Raw genomic sequence first — 20,599 nt, forward strand, 5'->3', positions numbered from 1 at the left:
CCTTGGAGGCCCTCGGCAGCGATCTAGGAACACTTTTGCCGGCAGTAATATTCACTAACCCGTGATCACGAAAATGTGATCGCGACTGGTTAGATCACTCGTCGAAAAAAAAGAATGACCGGCCGAATAAAATCGGAAGATGGCGTGTTCTCTGGCCGCAACGTTCCATTTGCCAAGGAGAAATTCCATGACGTCTGCCATGATCCGCATTGCTTCTGTCGCTCTCGGCGCCTGCCTGACCCTCGGCGCGCTTTCCGTTCCGGTCTTTGCGATCGGTGATGACAGCAGCGACACGCCGACCTGCAAGAAAGGCGAAATCTACGACAAGAAGGCCAAGAAGTGCGTGAAGCAGCAGGGTGCGAACATCACCGATGAAAATCGCGCCGATTATGCATATTCGCTCGCCAAGAAGGATCATCGCTATGAGGAAGCCCTCGAAGTCCTCGACACGATGAAGGATCCGAACACCGCGGAAGCTCTGAACTATCGCGGCTATGCCACCCGCAAGCTTGGCCGCACGGATGAAGGCATTTCCTACTACCTCAAGTCCGTCGCGATGGACCCGAAATATCCGAAGGTCCGCGAATATCTCGGCGAAGCCTACGTCATCAAGGGCCAGATCGATCTCGCCAAGGATCAGCTGAAGACCATCCAGACGCTCTGCGGCACCGGCTGCGAGGAATATCAGGACCTCAACGAAGCGATCCAGAACCCCTCCAAGATCTGATGCGCCAGAGCCGGCATGAGCAGATCGGCGAATGATTTTCGGCACTTGCGAAAGGAATATGCGCGTGTCAATCGCTCATTCTTCATTTCCTGCTTATAGTCGGCCACAAAGGGAGTCGCCGGGTTGGCCGGCGACTCCGAAAAAGGCAGTCATTGCGGAGGGTGCCATAGCGAGCGAAGACGACATCAGGAAAGGGCTGTCGCAGCATTTGACGCGGCTCTGGCGCTATGCCGTCGTCCTGTCGCGTCAGCGCGACGTGGCGGACGACCTCGTTCAGGCGACCTGTGTGCGGGCGCTGGAACGCGCCGGGCAGTTCGTGTCCGGAACGAGATTGGATCGCTGGCTGTTTGCCATCCTCCATTCCATCTGGCTGAACGAAATTCGTTCTCGCCGCGTGCGTATGGGACAGGGTTTCGTGGATGCCGATGAGACGCTGGTTTTCGATGGGGCCCGGGAAACCGAGACGCATATTCTCGCCGGCCAGGTGTTGAAGCAGGTGCAGGCCTTGCCGGAGGCCCAGCGCACCGCAGTCTTCCTCGCCTATGTCGAAGGCCTTTCCTATCGCGAGGTGGCGGAAATTCTCGACGTGCCGATCGGTACTGTGATGAGCCGCCTGGCGACAGCGCGGGCGAAACTGGCGGATGGCATGGGACCGCCGGATGGTGCAAGACGAACAAGTGGGGGCCAGGGATGACCCAGAACGAAGACAGACAGATGCCCTCGGATGAATTGCTGGTCGCTTTCATGGACGGTGAGCTTGGCTCGCCCGAGCGTGAGCACATCGAGAAATTGATAGAGACGGATGAACGCGTGGCGGAACGCTTCGATTTCCTGTCGCGCAGCAACCTGCCGTTCGGCGAAGCTTTCCAACCGTTGCTTGACAAGGCGCCTGCAGCAAGGCTCGACGCCATGCTGGCCGCCATTCCCACAACATCTGGACGCAGGCAGGCATCGGGTGGCATGAGCCGCCGGAGTTTCTTCGCCGCGGCCGCAGCGTGTCTCGTCGCCGGCATCGCCGTCGACCAGACCATCAGCCGGGTCGGCCGCGAAATTTCAAGGCCGGACGAGGGCAGCGACTGGCGGGCCGTGGTGGCGGAGTATCTGGCGCTCTATACGACAGATACGCTGAGTGCGCTTCCCAATGACCGCAATACGCAGATGGCGCAGCTCGCCGAGGTCGGCTTCAAAGTCGGCCTGCCGCTGTCGCCGGAAACCGTGGCTCTTCCCGGTGTGGATTTCCGCCGGGCGCAGATCCTTGAATATGACAACAGACCGCTGGCGCAGATCGCCTATCTCGATCCTGAAACCGGCCCCATGGCGCTCTGCATCATACCTTCCGACAAGGGCGCGGCGGCACCCGACATGGAGCGCCGCCGTGGCATGAACGTCGTCTATTGGTCGAATGCCACCCACGCCTTCATGCTGATCGGCCATGATTCCGCCGACCGGATGAAAGAACTCGCCGACAGCGTGCGCGGAAGGCTGACGGCCTAGCTCAGCCGTGTGCGTAGCCGGGGAATGGCGAAGTCGAGAAAGGCGCGCAATTTCAGCGGCAGCAGACCTTGCCCGACATAGACGAAATTGACGGGCCACGGCGCCGGCTCGAACTCCTCGAGGATCGTGACGATCGTCCCGGCCTTGCGCTGCTCGGCAATCTGATAGGAAAGGACCCGGGCAATCCCAAGGCCGGCGGCGGCAGCATCGATGGCCGCCTCCGCCGTCGTAACAGACAGCCGCGGCCGGACGGGCACCTGGAAATCGCCTCCGCCCCTGCTGAATGACCATGCCTGCGATGGCGACGCTCCCATGCCTTCGAAGGCGATGAGGCTATGATGCTGCAGATCCTCCGGTGCTGTCGGTGTGCTCCTTTCCAGAAGATAGGCAGGACTTGCGCAGAAGACGCGGTGGATGGAGCCGAGACGCGTGGCAATCATGCCGCTGTCGGGCAGGTTGCCGATGCGTAGCGCCAGGTCCAGATGCTCGTCGGAGAGATGTGTGACCCTGTCGACGAGCGCGAGCCTGATGTCGATCTCTGGAAAGGCCCGTAGAAAGGCAACGACGACCGGCAGAACGTGCAACCGGCCGAAGACCACGGGCGCCGTGATGGTCAACTCGCCTCGCGGCGTCTGGTATTCCCCGGCCGCGGTGCGCTCGGCGTCGTCCACCTGTTCGAGAATACGCTTGCAGGAGGCCAAATAGGCCAGCCCGCTGTCCGTCAGCGAGAGTTTTCGGCCGCTGCGGCTGAAAAGCCGTGTCCGCAGATGATCCTCGAGATCGGCAACCTTTCGACTAACCGTTGCGAGCGGCATGTCGAGCCTACGCGACGTGGCGGAAAGGCTGCCGGTTTCCACCACCATCACAAAGATCGACATGGATTCCAGACGGTCCATTCATCCTCCCATTTTTTGAGAATAACGCTCTCGAATTTGCCAGATAGCGCAAAGAAATGGAAGAAATTACATACAATTCGTCGAATATCTTTTGGAGGTAAAATTTATGTCTCGCATTCCAACCCCGGCAACAGTCCAGGACGCCCCCGCAAAATCTCAGCCTATGCTTGAGGCCGTCGGGAAGCAACTTGGGGTGGTCCCCAACCTCTTCCGTCTCGTTGCGACAAGCCCGGCGGCGCTGGAGGGTTATCTCGGCGTCTCCGGAGTACTCGCAAAGGGCGGCCTTTCAGCAGCAACGCGTGAGCGCATCGCTCTCGCCGTGGCCGAGGTCAACGGTTGCAGCTACTGTCTTTCCGCCCATAGCTATCTCGCGAAGAATCTCGCCAAGTTGGACGAAGCCGAAATCAAGGCCAATCGCGACGGCCATTCGAACGACGCCAAGGCTGACGTGGCCGTACATTTTGCGGCAAAGCTTGCCCATGCGCGCGGCCATGTCAGCGAAGCCGATGTCAATGCGGTCAAATCCGCAGGCTACAGTGACGCGCAGGTGATAGAAATCATACTGGACGTCGCTCTCAACACCTGGACCAATTATCTCAACGAAGCGCTGAAGACCGAAATCGATTTTCCGCTGGTTCGCGCACGCGACGCCGCTTGATGTAGATTGATTTATCCGTTGGCGTCATTCGCGCCAGCGGGTTCTCTTGAAAAAGGACGAAAGCTATGAGCCGCCCACCACTTCCCCCATTCACCCGCGAAACCGCCATCGAAAAAGTGCGCCTGGCCGAGGATGGCTGGAACACCCGCGATCCTGCGCGCGTGTCGCTCGCCTATACCGTCGACAGCCATTGGCGCAATCGCGCCGAATTCATCGAAGGTCGCGAGGCCATTGTCGCCTTTCTTACTCGCAAGTGGAGCCGCGAACTCGATTACCGCCTCATCAAGGAACTGTGGGCATTCGATGGCAACCGCATTGCAGTGCGCTTTGCCTATGAATGGCACGACGACAGCGGCAACTGGTACCGCAGCTACGGCAACGAGAACTGGGAATTCGACGATGACGGACTGATGCGCCGCCGGCTGGCCTGCATCAACGATGCCCCCATCGCCGAGAAAGACCGTAAATATCACTGGCCGCTCGGCCGCCGGCCGGACGATCATCCGTCGCTAAGCGACCTTGGCTTCTAGAGGCACACGTTATGGACATGTCCCGGACTTATTCCAGCGACATCGCATTTACTCCCGTCGTCAAGGAGATCCAGGCGCGCAAGGGCTCGCGGCACGGCTATGCGAGCATGGAAGAGCGCGGGTCGTGGATGACGGAGATTACGCCGGATCTGAAGGTCTTCATCGAAAGCCAGATCAGCGCTTTCCTCGGCACAGCCAGCAAGGATGGCCAGCCCTATATCCAGCACCGCGGTGGCCCGCCGGGCTTTCTGACGGTGCTGGACGAAAAGACGATCGGCTTCGCTGATTTCTCCGGCAACCGCCAATATATCAGCCAGGGCAACCTGGCTGAAAACCCCAAGGCTCATCTCTTCCTGATCGACTACGGCACGCGCCAGCGGGTGAAAATCTGGGGGACCGCTCGCGTCGTCGAAGACGATGCCGCGTTGATCGGCCGCCTGATGCCCCATGATTACCGCGCCCGCCCGGAGCAGGTGATCCTCTTTACCGTCGAGGCCTGGGACGCGAATTGCCCGCAGCATATTCCGCAGCGTTTCGAAGCGGCTGAGGTCCTTGCTCTCATGACCGAGAAGGACGCGCGGATCAAGGCGCTCGAAGCCGAGATCGATCAGCTGAAAAGCAAGTCATAGGCTCCGGTTGCCGGTCATTCGTTGACGGCAACCGCCCGCGCTGTCGTTTGTGGCCTGGAGGTTGCGGCTAGTCCATGAACGCGCATGTTGCACCAGCAGGCAAAGGCGGAACTGACGAGGGCAAAGCTTTCGCCGATCGCCAGCCTGTTGTTGGAGTTGCTGAGCAGCGTCAGGGCAAAGAAGAACAGCCCCACCATATAGGCATGCATCGCGGCCCTCGGGATCACGCCGACCTGCCAGGCACGGCGGACGGAGACGACGAGCATGCCAAGAATGATCGACATCACGACGGCGCCGAAGAGACCGTAGCGAACGAGCATTTCCAGATAGCCATTGTGAAGCAGCGTATAGGGGACATCCGCATATTTGGTGTGGTACCAACGCTCCAGCCATCTGCTTCCCCAGCCGAAAATCGGTGCCGAGGAAAAGACTTCCCAACCGTTAGACCAGAGCTGAAGCCGCTGATCCATGGAAACGGGCGTGGCGGTGGAGCCGATCGTTCCATTGACCACGCCATTGATATCGTGGCCGCCGGTGATTTCGTCGATCATCAACGCGGCCGAGGTTACGGTCGGGCCGGCCGTCTGGATCAGGTTTCCACGCACCCCGTAAATGGCGGCAACGAGCGCTACGGCGAGACAGGCAATGACGAGGATGCCGGATTTCAGCTTCACATAGCGCAGCATGACGACGGCAAGCACAGGCAGCGTGATGCCCATCGCGAGCCACACGCCTTTTGACTTGGCGCCATAGATGGCGATCAGACAGAGCGCGAAAATCAGCGGCGACGCGACGAAAGCAAAACGGGCGATGAGCGGATTTGCCCTGCTGTCAGTCAGGTAATGCAGCAACCAGAAGCTCGTGAAGATGATGATGAGGCCGCAGGCGACCGCGCCATGGATCTGGTTGTTCATGATGAGAGGACGGATCGTGTCGCCGGCAAAAATCTCCCGGATATGCAGGCTGACGGTTACCGCAAGCATGACCAGCGTTATGCCAAGAAAGGCAGCGATGATCCTTTCCATGTAAGGCGCATAGAGGGCGAACGCGAAGCCCAGGATCGGGAAGAAAAAGGGAAAGGCGTAGAGCCAGTCGGATGCACCGACTTCATGCGGCGACGTCGTGAAATAGACGATCAGATAGCGAATGATGACATAGGCGCCCCAGGCCATGCAAAGCCATCCGAGCCGGTTCGTGCGCGGTCGGTTGGGCATGCGCAGATAGTAGGTCAACCCTATCAGCGCAAGTATACCGCAGACGTAGCGATAGGTGTCCGTTTCGACCAGAAGCGCTGATGCTGCAAGGATCCATAGCAAGCTTCCGAACAGTGTAAGAAGCAATGGCATCTTGGTCTTGGAAATCTCAAAGGTCATGGACACCGACACAACTTCATCATGCGGCTCCTCGATCGATCGGCTTTCGTGTAGACAGCCGCCTTCGTCTACACGCAATGCTATAGTTGCTATATCGAGATTTCTACGCGCCTGCGAGAGATCGTGGCCGGCAATTACACAACTCTTTTTGCCGAGATTGAGGCGATCACGTCTTTCAAGCTAAATCAGTGTCCACTGTTGTTAATGGGTCACGCCGTGGCTGCGAACTACTTGCGCAGCCGTCAGGAAGAGGATGCGCAAATCCAGAAGAAACGAGCGCCGGCGCAGATAGTCTTCGTCGAGTTTCACCTTCTGCGGTATCGGCAACTCGTCGCGCCCGTTGATCTGCGCCCACCCGGTCAGCCCGGGGACCAGCGCTTCGACGCCGCGTTCCGTTCGAAGCGCGATCAGATCGTGCTGGTTGAACAATGCCGGCCGTGGCCCGACGAGGCTCATCTCACCCTTCAGGATGCACCACAGCTGCGGCAGCTCGTCCAGGCTGGACTTGCGCAGGAAAGATCCGATCGGCGTCAGATAGGCGCCGGGATTGGTGAGCAGATGGGTCGCGACGGCAGGCGTATCCACCCGCATGCTACGGAATTTCGGCATGCGGAAAATGTGATTGCCACGCCCGACCCGGTCCGACCAGTAGAGCGCGGGACCCTTGGAGGTGATCTTGACCGCCGCCGCGATGATCAGAATCGGAATGAGGAAAACGATCGAGGCCAAGCAGGCGACCGACAGATCGAAAAGGCGTTTGGCAATCGGATACACGATTATTCCCTGCACCGCTCTCAGCGGCTTTATCTCTGGCGAACGTGGTGGTGTCGCGTGAAATCTCATATCCGCCTGCCTTTCACAATCGCTTTGATCGCGTTTTGCTCGAATTGGCTGGCTTCCGCGCCTGTGCAAACGGCCGGACATATGTTGCGAAAGGCCCGATCGACGCCTAAGCAGGCGAGGGACAATCGATGGAGCGCCGCATGATATTGGTGACGGGGGCAACGGGCTTCGTGGGGCATGCGCTCTGCGCCGAGCTTTCCAGGCGGCAGCTGCCCTACAGGCCGGTCAGTCGCAAACCGCAAACCGGCTTCCATCCGATCGGAGCGATTGATGCCGCCACGGACTGGTCTGAGGCCCTCAAAGGTATTGATACTGTCATCCATCTGGCCGCCCGCGTTCACGTCATGAATGATGAGGCGGCCGATCCGCTTGCCGCCTTCCGCGCAGCCAACGTCGATGCGACGCTGAATCTGGCTCGCCAGGCCGTGGCGTCAGGGGCGAAGCGCCTCGTCTTCATAAGCTCGATCAAGGTGAATGGTGAGGCGACAGAGAAGGGAAGGCCGTTCACGGCCTCCGACGTCCCTCGACCCGAGGACCCCTACGGACAATCCAAATGGGAGGCAGAACAGGCGCTTTTTGCATTGGGGCGGGCCACAGGACTGGAGATCGTGGTCATCCGGCCTCCGCTCGTCTACGGTCCTGGCGTCAAGGCCAATTTTGCCAGCATGATGAAATGGGTCCGCCGCGGCATTCCCCTACCGTTGGGACGCGTAGCGAACAAACGCTCGCTGGTCTTTGTCGGCAATCTGGTGGATTTCATTCTGCTGAGTGCCCATCATCCTCAAGCGCCGGGCCATGTCTTCCTTGTCAGCGACGGTGCGGACCTTTCCATCGCGCAGCTGTTGCGACGGTTGGCCGGGGCGATGGGGGTCAAGCCGCGTCTGCTGCCGGTGCCGACCGCCATTCTGCAGCACGCTGCTTCGCTTCTCGGACGCAGCGCGGCTGCGCAGCGGCTGTTGGGCTCGCTGCAGGTCGATATAACTGTTACCAGGACGATTACAGGCTGGACGCCGCCCTATTCGATTGATGAGGGACTTCTACTTACAGTCGAACGAACCTCAGTATAGCCGTAGATCAATTTCACGCAGGGCCAATCGGTATGCCCCGTAGAAGCGGTGAAACATCCCGTTTATCACCACTTTTTTACCGAAGCGTAAGGTTTCGGCGCCCTTACGCAGCGTTAGCCCGGACGGAAGGGCAATTTAGACCCTCTCACTGGATCGCTAGTCCTTTTGGTAGTCGTTTTCGGCCTTAACGAGCGCTGCGCGTCATTGCAACCCGTCTCTGATTATGGCTGAGGCAGGTGTCTAGCTCGAAGTACTTATTAAGGGTTGCATTGACCTCTCGTGACGGAAGGCGCACTGTGTGAATTGAGAAGGCAAAGTTGTGAAATACGAAATATATTATAAGTAATATGTAAATACATTCGTCAGTTTTTGATAATGTAATGCTGTATGTTGCATGTCTTCGTAATGATGGCTCCCGGAAATACTATTTGGTGCGCGTTTCTTGTTTGTAAGGTGGGGATTCGAGTGAGTATCGGGGGTCTGGCTTCGTTCTGCTGAGGACGATGGCCGGATAGTTGTGGGGATGCAAAGACGGACGTCGGGAAAACTGCCGTCGATGCCATGATACAGCGGAGTAATAGTGTGAGCGTTCTGCTGACTGGGGGTACAGGGTACATTGGGAGTCACGCGGCCGTGGCTCTTACACAGGCGGGCCATCGGGTCGTTCTTTACGACAATCTCTGCAATAGCAGCGCTACCGTGGTCGACCGCCTCTTTGCGATTACGGGAAAGCGATTGGCTTTCGTGGAAGGCGATGTCGCCGATACCAGGCTCCTTCTAAAGGTTCTAAGGGAGCATCAGGTCACCGCCGTCGTTCACTTTGCGGGCCTGAAGGCCGTGAATGAATCGATCATCGCGCCGGTGAACTATTATTCGAGCAACGTCCAGGGGACGATCAGCCTCCTCAAGGCAATGGACGCCATGGAGATCAGGAAACTGGTGTTCAGCTCGAGTGCCACGGTCTACGGCCATCCGGACTACACGCCGATCGATGAGGATCATCCCAAGCGGACGACCAATCCCTATGGAAGAAGCAAGCTGCATATCGAGGATATGCTGTATGACGTGGCGCAGTCGCATTCCGATTGGCGGATCGCTTGCTTGCGGTACTTCAATCCCGTCGGCGCTCACAAGAGCGGCCTCATCGGCGAGGATCCGATCGGCCTGCCGAACAATCTGATGCCCTATATCGCACAGGTTGCCGCGGGCAAGCTGCCGCGCCTCAGCGTCTTCGGAAGCGATTACGAAACGCCTGACGGCACGGGCATTCGCGACTATATCCACGTGATGGACCTTGCCGAAGGCCATCTGGCAGCACTCGATTTCCTTCGGGAAAGCCGCGGCTGGCACACCTTCAATCTCGGAACGGGAAAAGGTCACAGTGTCCTGGAGATGGCAAGGACCTTCGAGGCCGTCAGCGGGCGAAGCGTCCACTATCGCCTGGAGCCGCGGCGACGCGGCGATGTCGCGGTCTGCTATGCCAATCCGCAAAAGGCTGCGCGCTATCTCAACTGGACGGCAACCAGAACGTTGGAGGACATGTGCGCCAGCACATGGCATTGGCAGGCATCGCTGCTGCAGGACGAGATGCCGCTGACCCGCGCGCCAAGCAACTGGGAGTTTCGCGGAAATCCGGTAGCCGGCTAGGTTTACAGGCTGTTTCGATGAGATTGCTTCTGCTCCCCCAAGGGTGCAGAGGCGCCCGAAATCTCTGGTATCAAAAAGAATTTGGCTAAAGCCTGTCCTGCTGGTATCCTCACGCCAACGAAAAATCGAATGAGCGCCTGCTGCATGCCTTTTTGGCGTTGCGCGGCGCGGTGGAAAAGACACAGTGAGAGACCCCGACAGCGGCGCAAAGCCGCAATCCGGCGGGGCATCGACGGCAGAAGAACGCAGGAAGGGCAAATCCTCCCGGCGTGGCAAGCGTAAGCGTAGCGGGCTTCCCCGCAATGCCGCTTTTTCTGCCGAATCCAGCCAGAGCGGCAAGACCGATCTGGCGGCGATGCGCCCGACAGAAGACGATGCTGGCTCCCCGGCCCATAAGCGCAAGCGTCGCCGCCGTTCCCGTGGCGGCTCGCAGGCTGGCGCAACGTCACCCGCTCCCATGCAAGCCAGCAAGGCTGCTCCCCAACGGACCGTTACGGAGGAGAATTCCCAATCGGTTTTCCGAAAGGGAAAGCAGAGACGCAAGCACCGCGGTAAACGCGGCTTGCAGGGCCGTCCGCTCGCGCAGGAAAAGCAGCCGCAAATCGTGACGCCGACCGGAAGATCCGGTGGCGATCACGCGCCGGGCCATGCCGATAACAGGTTTCATGACGCGCGACCTCCTCATTCTCGTCGCGATGGCGGGTCGGCTCGATCGCATGCGGCGGCCGATGAAGAACGCTCCTATCCGGCCGATCTCTATGCGGCGCTCGATCTCGGCACCAACAATTGCCGGCTGCTGATCGCACAGCCGACCCGGCCGGGGCAGTTCCGCGTCGTAGACGCCTTTTCACGTATCGTACGCCTGGGCGAGGGGCTTGGCGCCAGCGGCAGGCTGTCCGGCGATGCCATGGATCGCGCTGTCGAGGCGTTGCGCATCTGCGCGTCTAAACTTAAGAGCCGCGAGATTCGCCGCATGCGGCTGATCGCGACCGAAGCTTGCCGCGCGGCTGAGAATGGCGAAGCCTTCCTTGCCCGCGTTACATCAGAGACGGGGCTTGAGCTGGAAATCATCGATCGCGAAACTGAGGCGCGGCTGGCCGTATCGGGCTGCTCGTCGCTGGTCGGTCCCGAAGCGCGGTCGGTCGTCCTCTTCGATATCGGTGGTGGCTCCTCCGAAATCGCCGTCATCAGAATCGACGAAAACCGCTCGAGCCGGCTTGCCAATCACATTACCCATTGGACATCGCTACCCGTCGGCGTCGTGACGCTGTCCGAGCGCCACGGTGGCCGCGACGTGACGCCCGACGTCTTCGAGACGATGGTCGTTGAAGTGCAGGGGATGCTGGCGAGCTTCGATTGCCCGCCTATCCATGAGGCGCTTGTCGAAGCCGGCAATTTTCATCTGATCGGCACATCGGGAACGGTGACGACGCTTGCCGGCGTTCATCTCGATCTTCCGCGCTACGATCGCCGCAAGGTCGATGGCGTCTGGCTGTCCGATGCGGAAGTGACGGCGATGCAGGCAAAGCTGCTGTCATGGGATTTTGCCGGCCGCGCCGCCAATCCGTGCATAGGCCCTGATCGCGCCGATCTTGTGCTCGCCGGCTGCGCGATCCTGGAGGCGATCCGCCGCCGTTGGCCGAGCCCGCGCATGCGTGTTGCCGATCGTGGCCTTCGCGAGGGGCTGCTCACCGACATGATGGCCGATGATGGCGTATGGCGCCGCAACCGCGCGCGCCGCCACCGTCCAAGGGATTCGAAAGGGCCGCAGGAATGACCAAGCCGCCGATCGCCGGTAACCGAACCGGCCGTAAACTTGGCCAGACGGTCAAGAAGAAGAAGTTGAAAGCCTCGTCGCGGCAATGGCTGCAGCGGCATATCAACGATCCCTATGTGCAGCGCGCGCAGCTCGAGGGATATCGCGCCCGCGCTGCCTTCAAGCTGCTCGAAATCGACGAAAAGCATCACATCCTGAAAGGCGCGCGCCGCATCATCGATCTGGGCGCTGCGCCGGGCAGCTGGTCGCAGATCGCTGCGAACGTCACCGGCTCGACCGACGAAGACATTCGCGTTGCGGCGATCGATTTCCTGGAAATGACGCAGCTTCCCGGGGTCAAGATCCTGCAGTTGGACTTCCTCGATCCCCAGGCGCCGCAACTGCTCATGGAAGCTGTCGGCGGAACGCCGGATCTCGTCATTTCCGATATGGCGGCGCCCACGACCGGCCACCAGCGCACCGACCATCTGCGAACCATGCATCTCTGCGAGGTGGCAGCACATTTCGCCGTCGAGGTTCTGGCAGAAGGCGGCCATTTCCTCGCGAAGACGTTCCAAGGTGGGACCGAGCGCGAGCTGCTGACCTTGCTGAAGCAGAATTTCCGCCAGGTCGTTCACGTCAAGCCGGCGTCGTCGCGTGCGGAATCGGTGGAGATGTTCCTGCTGGCAAAGGGCTTCAAGGGCCGCAAAACCGTGGGCGAAGCCGCAGAGGGTTGATTTAGCCGGGCCTTTCGTTCGATGATGTACGTTCATCGATAGTCAAAGGCGTATACATCAACACATGCTTCTCTATGTAACCCTCGGCACCAACGATATGCCCCGCGCACGAAGCTTCTACGACACCGTACTGCCGATCCTCGGCTACAGGCGCCAGCGCGATGCTGAGGAGGAGATCGGCTATGCGGCGGATGGCGACACGCGCTGCCGGCTATGGGTCGTCACCCCTTTCAATCACCGTTCAGCAACTGTCGGCAATGGATCGATGGTCGCGCTGCATGCGGAAACCCGTGCCGATGTCGATGCCTTCCACGCTGCGGCCTTGGCCCATGGCGGCGTGGACGAGGGCGCTCCGGGCCTGCGATCCTATCACGCGCATTTCTACGCGGCCTATGTAAGGGATCCTGACGGCAACAAGCTGTCCGCCGTTTGCGAGACCGCGGAATAGCCCTTCCTACTTGACCATCGGCGATTGCGTCTGCTGCAACTGCGGCTGAAGCTGTGCCACCCGCTTCAAACCGGCCTTGTGGCCCGAGACGACGGCGCCGGCGCTGCGATCCATCCGGATGAACGGGATGGTCGCAATGACCGTCAGCACCGAAATCGCGTAGAACGCGACATGGAAGTCGAAGACCGTCAGGGACGTTCCGCTGAAGAAGGTGCTGGTTTCGAGGATCAGCGCGGCAACGGCAACGCCAAGTGCAAGGCTGATCTGCTGCATGACTGAACTCATCGAGGTCGCCTGGCTTGCTTCCTTGTCATCGATGTCGGCAAAGGCCAGCGCATTGATGCCGGTAAAGAAGAACGAGCGCGCGAAGCCGCCGATCAGAAGCACGCCGACGATCAGCAGATGTGAGGTCCACGGCTCGAACATTCCCGTGGTGATGGTCGTGACTGTCGTCACGAAAGCGGCCGACAGAAGCGCCGTCTTGAAGCCGACGGCTGCAAAGACCCGACGTGCGATAAACTTCGTTGTGATCGCCCCGATCGCACCGGCAAAGGTGATAAGGCCTGACTGAAACGGGTTCAAGCCGAAACCGAGCTGCAGCATCAAAGGCGTGAGGAACGGCATGGCGCCGATGCAGATGCGGAAGAGCGTACCGCCCGTGACCGACGCGCGGAACGTCCCGTTGCGCAGCAGATTGAGGTTCAGGATCGGCGCGGGATGGCGACGGGCATGGCCGATATAGACGAAGCCGCAGATGAAGCCGACGACGACGGCGCTGATACCAACGATCGGCGGCAGCGCCGGCAGGCTGATGACGGACATGCCGAAGACAACGCCCGCAGCCGCAAAGGAGGTCAGCAGGAAGCCGATGAAATCCAGCTTCGGCGGCTGCACGGCCTCGACCTCAGGCAGAAAGATCGTCGCCAGAACGACGCCGAGGACGCCCACCGGCACGTTGATCAGGAAGATCCAGTGCCACGAGAAATAGGTGGTGATGAAGCCGCCGAGCGGCGGTCCCGCGAGCGGTCCGACGAGAGCCGGGATGCTGAGCAGCGCCATGGCGGAAACCAGATCGCTGCGCTTCGTCGTGCGCACCAGCACAAGTCGTCCGATCGGCGTCATCATCGAGCCGCCGACGCCCTGAAGGAAGCGGGCGAAGACGAATTCAAGCAACCCGCCCGAGAAGGCGCACATGATCGAGCCGACGACGAAGACGCCGATGGCGCAGCGGAAAATGAATTTTGCCCCGAAGCGATCAGCCATCCAGCCGCTGATAGGGATGAAGACTGCCAGTGCCACCATGTAGGAGGTGAGTGCAAGCTTTAGCGTAATAGGCCCGACATGAAGATCCGCAGCGATGGCTGGCAGCGCGGTCGCGATGACCGTGGAGTCCATTTGTTCCATGAAAAGGGCGACGGCAAGGATCAGAGGAACAATACGATTCATAGGCGGGCGCCTTGGAAGTTGTCATTTCTGGAAAGGGCCGCTGGCGCGGGCACCCGCTCTGTAGTCCTAAGCGTGGCCGCTGCCAATCCCGGAATCCGCTCCGGAAACCTCTCGCGATCACGTCTTCGTGAAGCCACTTGCACTGCAGTCTACGGCAATATGTTTGACATATGCTAAACGCATCGAATTGCTAAACGCATAGAGTAGATACTCGGTTCGAAGGCGATTTTAAAGGGCCTGAAGGCGTGACCAATTCGCCCGCCTTCACCCGCAGGCTCTATCCAACGTCGCAAGACGACAGCTCTTTTGGCAAACCATTTGATGATGACCCGCGCGGCATCAGCCGCGCAAACTGGAGAAATGAAAACATGACTGCCGCATTGCTTCCGCCGGTACACCAGTTCAAGCTCGGCTCCTTCACTGTGACAGTCGTCCGCGACGGCTTGAGCATTATCGAGAAGCCCTGGGAAACCTTCGGCGCGAACCAGCAGCCTGAGACGGTTCAGAAAATGCTATCCGACAATTTCCTGCCGACCGACAGGTTCGTGAACACCTATGCGCCTGCTATCATCGACACCGGTTCTGATCTGGTCGTCGTCGATACCGGCTTCGGCAAACCGGGACGGGAGAGGGGCAACGGATTGCTGCTCGCCGGCCTAAAGGCGGCAGGCTATGCGCCCGAACAGGTAACCGTGGTCGCGCTGACCCATCTGCACGGGGACCATATCGGCGGCATGGTGGAAGACGGGGCTCCGGCCTTCCCGAATGCGCGCTATGTCGCTGGCCGCAAGGAATATGACTTCTGGTCCGACAAAGCGCGTGAAGGCACCGCAGCCGAAGGCGGCCACAAGCTCGTTCTGTCGAACGTCACGCCGTTTGCCGAAAAGACGACGTTCATCGGGGAAGGCGATCAGGTTGTAGCGGGAATGACCGCGATGCTTGCAACGGGCCATACGCCCGGCCACATGGTCTTTCATGTCGAGTCCGACGGCAAGCAACTGGTCATGACCGGCGATACCGCCAATCACTATATTCTGTCGCTGCAGAATCCCGATTGGGAAGTTCGCTTCGATATGGACAAGGCGCAGGCAGCACAAAGCCGCCGCCGCGTCTTCGATATGATCGCAACGGACAGGATCGCCTTCCTCGGCTTTCACATGCCGTTCCCGGCTGTTGGTTTTGTGGAGAAGAACGGCAGCGGCTTCCGCTACGTGCCGAAGAGCTATCAGTTCGACCTATAAGTAAGAAGAGATGCCGGCGAAGCGCATGTTTCGCCGGCCTTCGACGATCAGCTGCGGTACATTTCGGCAGCGACGTCCTTCAGCATGTTGGCCATGCGGGTGCGAAGTTCGTCGTCGAGCACAACGACACCGGACTCGTTGAAATCGTGGCGAAGGCGATCGAAAGCTCCATCCGGCTGGGCAATGTCGGCTGCAATCAATTCGTTGGCATAGGCCTGCGCATCGTCATGATGCATCATGGCGGAGGCCCAGAGCGCAATCAGCTTGTTGCGGCGAGCCTGCGCCTTGAACATGAATTCCTGCTCATAGGCATAGTTATTCTCGAGCGCACGTGCCCGGCGTTGTAATGCTGTCATAATTAAAGTCCCCGTTTTGGTAAATTAAATATTAGCCTCTCTTGTCCGAAGGCTATGAGGGGAGTTATACATGGAAGTATTTTAAAATTGGTGTAGATGCAGAAGATATTCTTCGATGCAGTGCAAAATTTTTGAGGTCGATAATTTTGGCAGGGAAGGTCGTCACCTCCCTCATTTGCGCATGTCGCACATGCGCTTTTGGTATTCCCTTCCTGTCATAGACGTGTTACCAGCCCTCGCCAACTTCCAAGTAACTCTTGCAACGCCGCCGGGCGGACGATTCGTTCCGGATGGTTCTGCATTTCCTGAAGAATGAAGGAATTGGCAATGGCTCGCATCGTAGAAACGCCAACCGGCCTAGACGCTCTCACCTTTGATGACGTGCTGCTGCAACCCGGGCATTCCGAGGTTCTGCCTGGCCAGACCAGTGTCGCAACGCGGATTGCGACTGATTTCGACCTGAATATTCCGATCCTTTCATCCGCCATGGACACGGTCACTGAAGGCCGCCTTGCCATCGCCATGGCGCAGGCCGGCGGCCTCGGCGTCATCCATAAGAACCTGACCCCCAGCGAGCAGGCCGAACAGGTCCGCCAGGTCAAGAAGTTCGAAAGCGGCATGGTCGTCAATCCCGTCACCATCGGTCCCGATGCGACGCTGGCCGATGCGCTGGGCCTGATGAAGATGCACAGCATCTCGGGCATTCCCGTCGTCGAGAAGTCCGGCCGCCTCGTCGGCATCGTCACCAACCGCGACGTCCGCTTTGCATCCGATCCGTCCCAGAAGATCTACGAGTTGATGACACGGGAGAACCTGGTCACGGTCAAGGAAAGCGTCGAACAGCAGGAAGCCAAGCGCTTGCTGCACGCGCACCGCATCGAAAAGCTGCTTGTCGTCGACGGCGAAGGCCGTTGCGTCGGCCTCATCACCGTCAAGGATATCGAAAAGTCGCAGCTGAACCCCAATGCGTCAAAGGATGCGCAGGGCCGCCTTCGTGCCGCTGCCGCCATCGGCGTCGGCGATGATGGTTTCGAGCGCGCCGAACGTCTGATCGAGGCTGGCGTCGACCTCCTCGTCGTCGATACGGCGCACGGCCATTCGGCCCGCGTTCTCGAAGCCGTCACCCGCGTCAAGAAGCTCTCCAACTCGGTGCGCGTGATGGCCGGCAACGTCGCGACGTCGGAAGGCACCAAGGCGCTGATCGATGCCGGTGCGGATGCGGTCAAGGTCGGTATTGGCCCGGGCTCGATCTGCACGACGCGTATCGTCGCTGGCGTCGGCGTTCCGCAGCTTGCCGCCATCATGTCGGCGGTCGAGGCAGCGCAGGCGCAGAACATTCCTGTCATCGCCGACGGCGGCATCAAGTTCTCCGGCGACGTCGCCAAGGCGATCGCCTCGGGCGCCTCCGCCGTGATGATCGGCTCGCTGCTGGCCGGCACCGACGAAAGCCCGGGCGAAGTTTATCTTTACCAGGGCCGTTCCTTTAAGGCCTATCGCGGCATGGGCTCCGTAGGTGCCATGGCGCGCGGCTCCGCGGATCGTTACTTCCAGGCGGAAGTCCGCGATACGCTGAAGCTCGTGCCTGAAGGTATCGAAGGCCAGGTTCCCTACAAGGGTCCGGTCTCCGGCGTGCTGCACCAACTCGCAGGCGGCCTGAAGGCGGCCATGGGCTATGTCGGCGGCAAGGACCTCAAGGAGTTCCAGGAGCGCGCCACCTTCGTGCGCATCTCCGGCGCCGGCCTGCGCGAGAGCCACCCGCATGACGTGACGATCACCCGCGAAAGCCCGAACTATCCCGGCGCCGGCGCCTGATTGATGCCGGGCCGCAAGCCCACGACAGCGGTGGCGGCGATCCTCGCCGTCCTCTGCACTGCTCTCTTTGCCTGGACCTATCTCGGCTTCGTTCTGCCGTTCCGCGCCGTTGCCGCGGGACGGGACATGCTCGACGCCCGCATTGCCGGCTACGAGAGCGGCGACGTTCTCGACATGCTGCAGTTTCTGCGCGGACATCCCGATGCCGTTGCCATCCAGCACGCACTCTATCTCGGCCCCGAGCTGATTTTCCCTGCGCTGCTCGGCGCACTCCTTTTCCTTCTGATGCAGAAGGCGGAGCCCGGAGGCTTCTTTTTCGGTCGGGCGCTCCCGCCCGGCGCCGTCGCGGTCATCTTCGCGCTGCCGGTCCTCTATACGTTGGTGGATTACGCAGAGAATATAGCGGGCCTGCTGCTCTACCCGCCCGCCAGTCCCTCCGATGGGACCATTTCTCTCCTGTCGGTCACCTTACCGATCCTCGTGCGGATGAAATTCGCGCTGCTTGTCATCATCGTCATCATGCTCGCGCGCTTTGCCGCCTATCGCGGCCTCTCTCACGGCGATTCCGAGTAACATCAAGCCTCAGCGCGGCCAGCGCCATGTCGGATTGGAAAGCCGAGTCGCCACGAAATCCGCCAGTGCATCGACCTTGGCGGGGCGAGCGCGTGCGGATGGCGTGACGAAATAGAGTGCGCCGCTCGGCAGCGTCCAGTCGGTCAGGATGGGTTTGAGACGCCCATCGGCAATGTACTCGCTCGCCATGAATTCCGGCAGCTCGCAAATGCCGAGGCCGCGCAGGGCAAGCGGCACCAGCGCCTCCGAATTGGTGGCGCGCAGCGGCCCGTTCGGCGTGACCACCTCTTCCTCTCCGGCATTGCTTCTGAGCCGCCAGACATCCTGCCGCGGCCGATAGGTGTAACCGAGGATATGATGGGCGGCGAGATCCCGCGGATGTTGCGGGCAGCCGTGCTTTTCAAGATAGGCCGGTGCCGCGAGAATGAAGGGCGACACCGGCGTGATCCGGCGCGCGACAAGCGACGAGTCGGGCAGAACAGCGATGCGCAAGGCCGCATCAAAACCGTCTGCCACAAGATCGACGACGGCATCGCTCAGATGAAGGTCGATCTGAATATCGGGATAGAGCTCGAAGAAATCGGGCAGGATCGGCGCCACCCAGTGGACGCCGAAGGTCATCGGCGCCGCCAGCCGGATCAAGCCTCGCGGCCGGCTGGAAAGCTCGCGCGCCGCATTCTCGATCTCCTCTGCGTCGCAATAGATCCTCGATGCCCGTTCCGCAAGCTGACGACCGAAATCGGTCAGCGACAGTTTGCGTGACGTGCGATTGAAAAGCCGCGCCCCCAGCCGCTCCTCGAGCCTGCCCACGCCGCGCGAGACGGTGGCGACGGAAAGCCCCATCGCTTTCGCTGCCCGCGCAAAGGATCGCTCCTCTGCCACCTTGGCGAACATTGCCAGGCCCTCGAAATCGGGAAGCGCCATCGTTTCAATCCTGCAATGATAATTTGCATTTCTTTCTATTTAGAAACGATGTCCGCGTCCATATCTCAATTGGCATCGACACTGCAGTCGAGTTCAAACGGAGAAAGAACAATGACAGCAAGACTTCAGGGCAAGGTTGCCGTGGTCACAGGCGCCAATTCCGGCATCGGTCTTGGCATCGCCAGACGCTTCGTCGCAGAGGGTGCCCGCGTCTTCATCACCGGCCGCCGCGCCGATGCATTGAAGACGGCAGCCGAAGAGATCGGCGCGATCGCCGTCCAGGCGGATTCGAGCAATCTGACCGATCTCGACCGGCTCTATGAACGGGTGAAGAACGAAGCCGGCCGCATCGACGTGCTTGTCGCCAATGCCGGCGGCGGCTCGATGCTGCCGCTCGGCGAAATCACCGAGGAGCAATACGACGATACTTTCGACCGTAATGTAAAGGGTGTCCTCTTCACCGTGCAGAAGGCCCTGCCGCTGCTGGTCAAGGGATCTTCCGTCATCCTCACGGGTTCCACGACAAGCATAACAGGCACGCCGAATTTCAGCGTCTACAGCGCCTCCAAGGCCGCGGTCCGCAACTTTGCCCGCAACTGGATCCTCGACCTTAAGGATCGCGGCATCCGCATCAACACGCTGAGCCCGGGCCCGACCGAAACGCCCGGCTTGGTGGGTCTTGCCGGCGAAGACGCCGCCCAGCAAAAGGGCCTTCTCGACTATATGGCAACCCAGGTCCCGCTCGGTCGCGTCGCCCATGTCGACGAGATCGCAGGCGCCGCCCTGTTCCTGGCATCGGATGATTCCAGCTTCGTCAACGGCGTCGAACTCTTCGCTGACGGCGGACAGGCACAGGTCTGATTGCTGAATGAAACATCCGCCGCGAAATAGCGGCGGATGCCTGCTCCGGATGCTGGCAGCGGTGGTCGATTTCATTTACTGCTTCTGCCGAACTTGAACCGCACAGGAGCGCCGAATGACCGGCTATGAAATGTTCTGGCCCCTTTTGGCGCATGCCGTCCTCGTCTTCATTCTCTATGGCCTTCTCAGCATCCGGCGTTCCGCGGGGGTAAAGGCGGGGAAGATACAGAAGGAACAGTTCCGCGAAAATCGTGACGAACCCGCCGAAAGCCTGGTTGTTCGCAATAGCATCGCCAACCAGTTCGAACTCCCGGTCCTCTTCTACGCCGTCTCCATCGTGCTTTTCATCACCGAGGCCGATAACCTGCCGGCGCTTATCCTCGCCTGGATTTTCGTCGTCTCGCGCTATGCGCATGCCTTCGTCCACGTGACGAGCAACAATCTGCGCTATCGCAGCCCGCTGTTCGCGCTGGGTTTTCTGGTTGTCGTCGCGATGTGGGGATGGCTCGGCATCTGGATGGCCTTTTCCTGACACGCGCCGACGCGCTCGACCACACGCCAGTGTAGTCAACCGCAAGCGG

The 20,599-nt window shown here is 60.0% G+C and carries 21 protein-coding genes and 1 pseudogene; 16 read left to right on the plus strand and 6 right to left on the minus strand.

Annotation, left to right across the window (positions count from 1 at the left end; translation table 11 throughout):
• Window positions 1-187: 187 nt before the first annotated feature.
• The 3 genes from DTW90_RS09345 (at window position 188) to DTW90_RS09355 (ending at window position 2,221) form a co-directional block, all read left to right on the plus strand.
• The gene (locus DTW90_RS09345) at window positions 188-727 is read left to right on the plus strand and encodes a hypothetical protein (RefSeq protein ID WP_132521320.1); all 540 of its coding nucleotides are present in this window, start codon (window positions 188-190) and stop codon (window positions 725-727) included.
• Between the two features lie 64 nt (window positions 728-791).
• Window positions 792-1,421 (plus strand): RNA polymerase sigma factor, encoded by a 630-nt coding sequence (locus DTW90_RS09350; RefSeq protein ID WP_132521322.1) that lies wholly within the window; start codon window positions 792-794, stop codon window positions 1,419-1,421.
• A complete protein-coding gene (locus DTW90_RS09355; protein ID WP_245512645.1) occupies window positions 1,418-2,221 on the plus strand; it encodes an anti-sigma factor in 804 nt (267 codons plus the stop codon). The genes DTW90_RS09350 and DTW90_RS09355 overlap by 4 nt, the downstream gene beginning before the upstream one ends.
• Here the strand turns inward: DTW90_RS09355 and DTW90_RS09360 are convergent.
• On the minus strand, window positions 2,218-3,117 hold the full coding sequence (locus tag DTW90_RS09360; protein WP_149337834.1) for a LysR family transcriptional regulator: 900 nt from the start codon (window positions 3,115-3,117) through the stop codon (window positions 2,218-2,220). The two genes, DTW90_RS09355 and DTW90_RS09360, sit on opposite strands and share 4 nt — an antisense overlap.
• Window positions 3,118-3,223: 106 nt before the next feature.
• On the opposite strand from DTW90_RS09360, the gene DTW90_RS09365 reads away from it, so the two are divergent.
• From DTW90_RS09365 to DTW90_RS09375, 3 genes are all read left to right on the plus strand, one after another.
• The gene (locus tag DTW90_RS09365) at window positions 3,224-3,775 is read left to right on the plus strand and encodes a peroxidase-related enzyme (RefSeq protein ID WP_149337836.1); all 552 of its coding nucleotides are present in this window, start codon (window positions 3,224-3,226) and stop codon (window positions 3,773-3,775) included.
• Window positions 3,776-3,840: 65 nt separating this feature from the next.
• A complete protein-coding gene (locus DTW90_RS09370; RefSeq protein ID WP_149337838.1) occupies window positions 3,841-4,305 on the plus strand; it encodes a nuclear transport factor 2 family protein in 465 nt (154 codons plus the stop codon).
• 11 nt (window positions 4,306-4,316) lie between these two features.
• Window positions 4,317-4,934, plus strand: coding sequence for a pyridoxamine 5'-phosphate oxidase family protein (locus DTW90_RS09375; RefSeq protein WP_149337840.1), 618 nt, complete (start codon window positions 4,317-4,319; stop codon window positions 4,932-4,934).
• Window positions 4,935-4,948: 14 nt separating this feature from the next.
• Here DTW90_RS09375 and DTW90_RS09380 read toward each other — a convergent pair whose 3' ends face one another.
• Both DTW90_RS09380 and DTW90_RS09385 read right to left on the minus strand, forming a co-directional pair.
• Window positions 4,949-6,307, minus strand: coding sequence for an O-antigen ligase family protein (locus tag DTW90_RS09380; RefSeq protein WP_149338412.1), 1,359 nt, complete (start codon window positions 6,305-6,307; stop codon window positions 4,949-4,951).
• A gap of 201 nt (window positions 6,308-6,508) precedes the next feature.
• On the minus strand, window positions 6,509-7,084 hold the full coding sequence (locus DTW90_RS09385; protein ID WP_246664934.1) for a sugar transferase: 576 nt from the start codon (window positions 7,082-7,084) through the stop codon (window positions 6,509-6,511).
• Window positions 7,085-7,290: 206 nt separating this feature from the next.
• Between DTW90_RS09385 and DTW90_RS09390 the strand changes: the two genes are divergently transcribed.
• The 5 genes from DTW90_RS09390 to DTW90_RS09410 all read left to right on the plus strand — a co-directional run bounded on the left by DTW90_RS09390 (window position 7,291) and on the right by DTW90_RS09410 (window position 12,805).
• Entirely contained in the window at window positions 7,291-8,217 is a 927-nt protein-coding gene (locus DTW90_RS09390) for an SDR family oxidoreductase (RefSeq protein WP_149337844.1), read from the plus strand.
• Window positions 8,218-8,778: 561 nt separating this feature from the next.
• Complete coding sequence (galE, locus tag DTW90_RS09395) at window positions 8,779-9,864, plus strand: UDP-glucose 4-epimerase GalE (protein WP_348642636.1); 1,086 nt, start codon at window positions 8,779-8,781, stop codon at window positions 9,862-9,864.
• Window positions 9,865-10,048: 184 nt separating this feature from the next.
• A complete protein-coding gene (locus DTW90_RS09400) occupies window positions 10,049-11,641 on the plus strand; it encodes a Ppx/GppA phosphatase family protein (RefSeq protein ID WP_149337848.1) in 1,593 nt (530 codons plus the stop codon).
• A complete protein-coding gene (locus tag DTW90_RS09405) occupies window positions 11,638-12,357 on the plus strand; it encodes an RlmE family RNA methyltransferase (RefSeq protein ID WP_149337850.1) in 720 nt (239 codons plus the stop codon). Before DTW90_RS09400 ends, DTW90_RS09405 begins: the two co-directional genes overlap by 4 nt.
• A gap of 64 nt (window positions 12,358-12,421) precedes the next feature.
• Window positions 12,422-12,805 (plus strand): VOC family protein, encoded by a 384-nt coding sequence (locus DTW90_RS09410; protein ID WP_132521340.1) that lies wholly within the window; start codon window positions 12,422-12,424, stop codon window positions 12,803-12,805.
• Between the two features lie 6 nt (window positions 12,806-12,811).
• Here the strand turns inward: DTW90_RS09410 and DTW90_RS09415 are convergent, their stop codons facing one another.
• Entirely contained in the window at window positions 12,812-14,251 is a 1,440-nt protein-coding gene (locus DTW90_RS09415; RefSeq protein WP_149337851.1) for an MFS transporter, read from the minus strand.
• A 324-nt stretch (window positions 14,252-14,575) separates the two neighbouring features.
• On the opposite strand from DTW90_RS09415, the pseudogene DTW90_RS09420 reads away from it, so the two are divergent.
• Window positions 14,576-15,492: pseudogene (locus DTW90_RS09420) on the plus strand (MBL fold metallo-hydrolase).
• A gap of 47 nt (window positions 15,493-15,539) precedes the next feature.
• Here the strand turns inward: DTW90_RS09420 and DTW90_RS09425 are convergent.
• Entirely contained in the window at window positions 15,540-15,848 is a 309-nt protein-coding gene (locus DTW90_RS09425; protein ID WP_132521346.1) for a DUF1476 domain-containing protein, read from the minus strand.
• A 327-nt stretch (window positions 15,849-16,175) separates the two neighbouring features.
• Here DTW90_RS09425 and guaB point away from each other — a divergent pair, with 327 nt between their 5' ends.
• Window positions 16,176-17,660 carry an IMP dehydrogenase gene (gene guaB, locus DTW90_RS09430; RefSeq protein ID WP_132521348.1) on the plus strand — a complete coding sequence of 495 codons (1,485 nt, stop codon included), beginning with the start codon at window positions 16,176-16,178 and terminating at the stop codon, window positions 17,658-17,660.
• 3 nt (window positions 17,661-17,663) lie between these two features.
• Window positions 17,664-18,233 carry a hypothetical protein gene (locus DTW90_RS09435; protein ID WP_149337853.1) on the plus strand — a complete coding sequence of 190 codons (570 nt, stop codon included), beginning with the start codon at window positions 17,664-17,666 and terminating at the stop codon, window positions 18,231-18,233.
• Between the two features lie 9 nt (window positions 18,234-18,242).
• On the opposite strand, the gene DTW90_RS09440 is transcribed toward DTW90_RS09435, so the two are convergent.
• The gene (locus DTW90_RS09440) at window positions 18,243-19,157 is read right to left on the minus strand and encodes a LysR family transcriptional regulator (protein WP_149337855.1); all 915 of its coding nucleotides are present in this window, start codon (window positions 19,155-19,157) and stop codon (window positions 18,243-18,245) included.
• Window positions 19,158-19,268: 111 nt separating this feature from the next.
• Here DTW90_RS09440 and DTW90_RS09445 point away from each other — a divergent pair, with 111 nt between their 5' ends.
• Together DTW90_RS09445 and DTW90_RS09450 are read left to right on the plus strand one after the other, a co-directional pair.
• Window positions 19,269-20,018 (plus strand): SDR family oxidoreductase, encoded by a 750-nt coding sequence (locus DTW90_RS09445; RefSeq protein WP_149337856.1) that lies wholly within the window; start codon window positions 19,269-19,271, stop codon window positions 20,016-20,018.
• A 115-nt stretch (window positions 20,019-20,133) separates the two neighbouring features.
• On the plus strand, window positions 20,134-20,550 hold the full coding sequence (locus DTW90_RS09450; protein ID WP_132521356.1) for an MAPEG family protein: 417 nt from the start codon (window positions 20,134-20,136) through the stop codon (window positions 20,548-20,550).
• Window positions 20,551-20,599 lie beyond the last annotated feature (49 nt).

Origin of the sequence: Neorhizobium sp. P12A (genome assembly GCF_008365395.1) — a bacterium.
In the GTDB taxonomy this organism is placed as follows: domain Bacteria; phylum Pseudomonadota; class Alphaproteobacteria; order Rhizobiales; family Rhizobiaceae; genus Rhizobium.

Coding starts and splice junctions, on each gene's coding strand:
- DTW90_RS09345 (WP_132521320.1), top strand. CDS start 188: ATGACGTCTGCCATGATCCGCATTGCTTCTGTCGCTCTCGGCGCCTGC.
- DTW90_RS09355 (WP_245512645.1), top strand. CDS start 1,418: ATGACCCAGAACGAAGACAGACAGATGCCCTCGGATGAATTGCTGGTC.
- DTW90_RS09360 (WP_149337834.1), bottom strand. CDS start 3,117: ATGGACCGTCTGGAATCCATGTCGATCTTTGTGATGGTGGTGGAAACC.
- DTW90_RS09365 (WP_149337836.1), top strand. CDS start 3,224: ATGTCTCGCATTCCAACCCCGGCAACAGTCCAGGACGCCCCCGCAAAA.
- DTW90_RS09370 (WP_149337838.1), top strand. CDS start 3,841: ATGAGCCGCCCACCACTTCCCCCATTCACCCGCGAAACCGCCATCGAA.
- DTW90_RS09375 (WP_149337840.1), top strand. CDS start 4,317: ATGGACATGTCCCGGACTTATTCCAGCGACATCGCATTTACTCCCGTC.
- DTW90_RS09380 (WP_149338412.1), bottom strand. CDS start 6,307: ATGACCTTTGAGATTTCCAAGACCAAGATGCCATTGCTTCTTACACTG.
- DTW90_RS09390 (WP_149337844.1), top strand. CDS start 7,291: ATGATATTGGTGACGGGGGCAACGGGCTTCGTGGGGCATGCGCTCTGC.
- galE (WP_348642636.1), top strand. CDS start 8,779: ATGATACAGCGGAGTAATAGTGTGAGCGTTCTGCTGACTGGGGGTACA.
- DTW90_RS09405 (WP_149337850.1), top strand. CDS start 11,638: ATGACCAAGCCGCCGATCGCCGGTAACCGAACCGGCCGTAAACTTGGC.
- DTW90_RS09410 (WP_132521340.1), top strand. CDS start 12,422: ATGCTTCTCTATGTAACCCTCGGCACCAACGATATGCCCCGCGCACGA.
- DTW90_RS09415 (WP_149337851.1), bottom strand. CDS start 14,251: ATGAATCGTATTGTTCCTCTGATCCTTGCCGTCGCCCTTTTCATGGAA.
- DTW90_RS09425 (WP_132521346.1), bottom strand. CDS start 15,848: ATGACAGCATTACAACGCCGGGCACGTGCGCTCGAGAATAACTATGCC.
- guaB (WP_132521348.1), top strand. CDS start 16,176: ATGGCTCGCATCGTAGAAACGCCAACCGGCCTAGACGCTCTCACCTTT.
- DTW90_RS09435 (WP_149337853.1), top strand. CDS start 17,664: ATGCCGGGCCGCAAGCCCACGACAGCGGTGGCGGCGATCCTCGCCGTC.
- DTW90_RS09440 (WP_149337855.1), bottom strand. CDS start 19,157: ATGGCGCTTCCCGATTTCGAGGGCCTGGCAATGTTCGCCAAGGTGGCA.
- DTW90_RS09445 (WP_149337856.1), top strand. CDS start 19,269: ATGACAGCAAGACTTCAGGGCAAGGTTGCCGTGGTCACAGGCGCCAAT.
- DTW90_RS09450 (WP_132521356.1), top strand. CDS start 20,134: ATGACCGGCTATGAAATGTTCTGGCCCCTTTTGGCGCATGCCGTCCTC.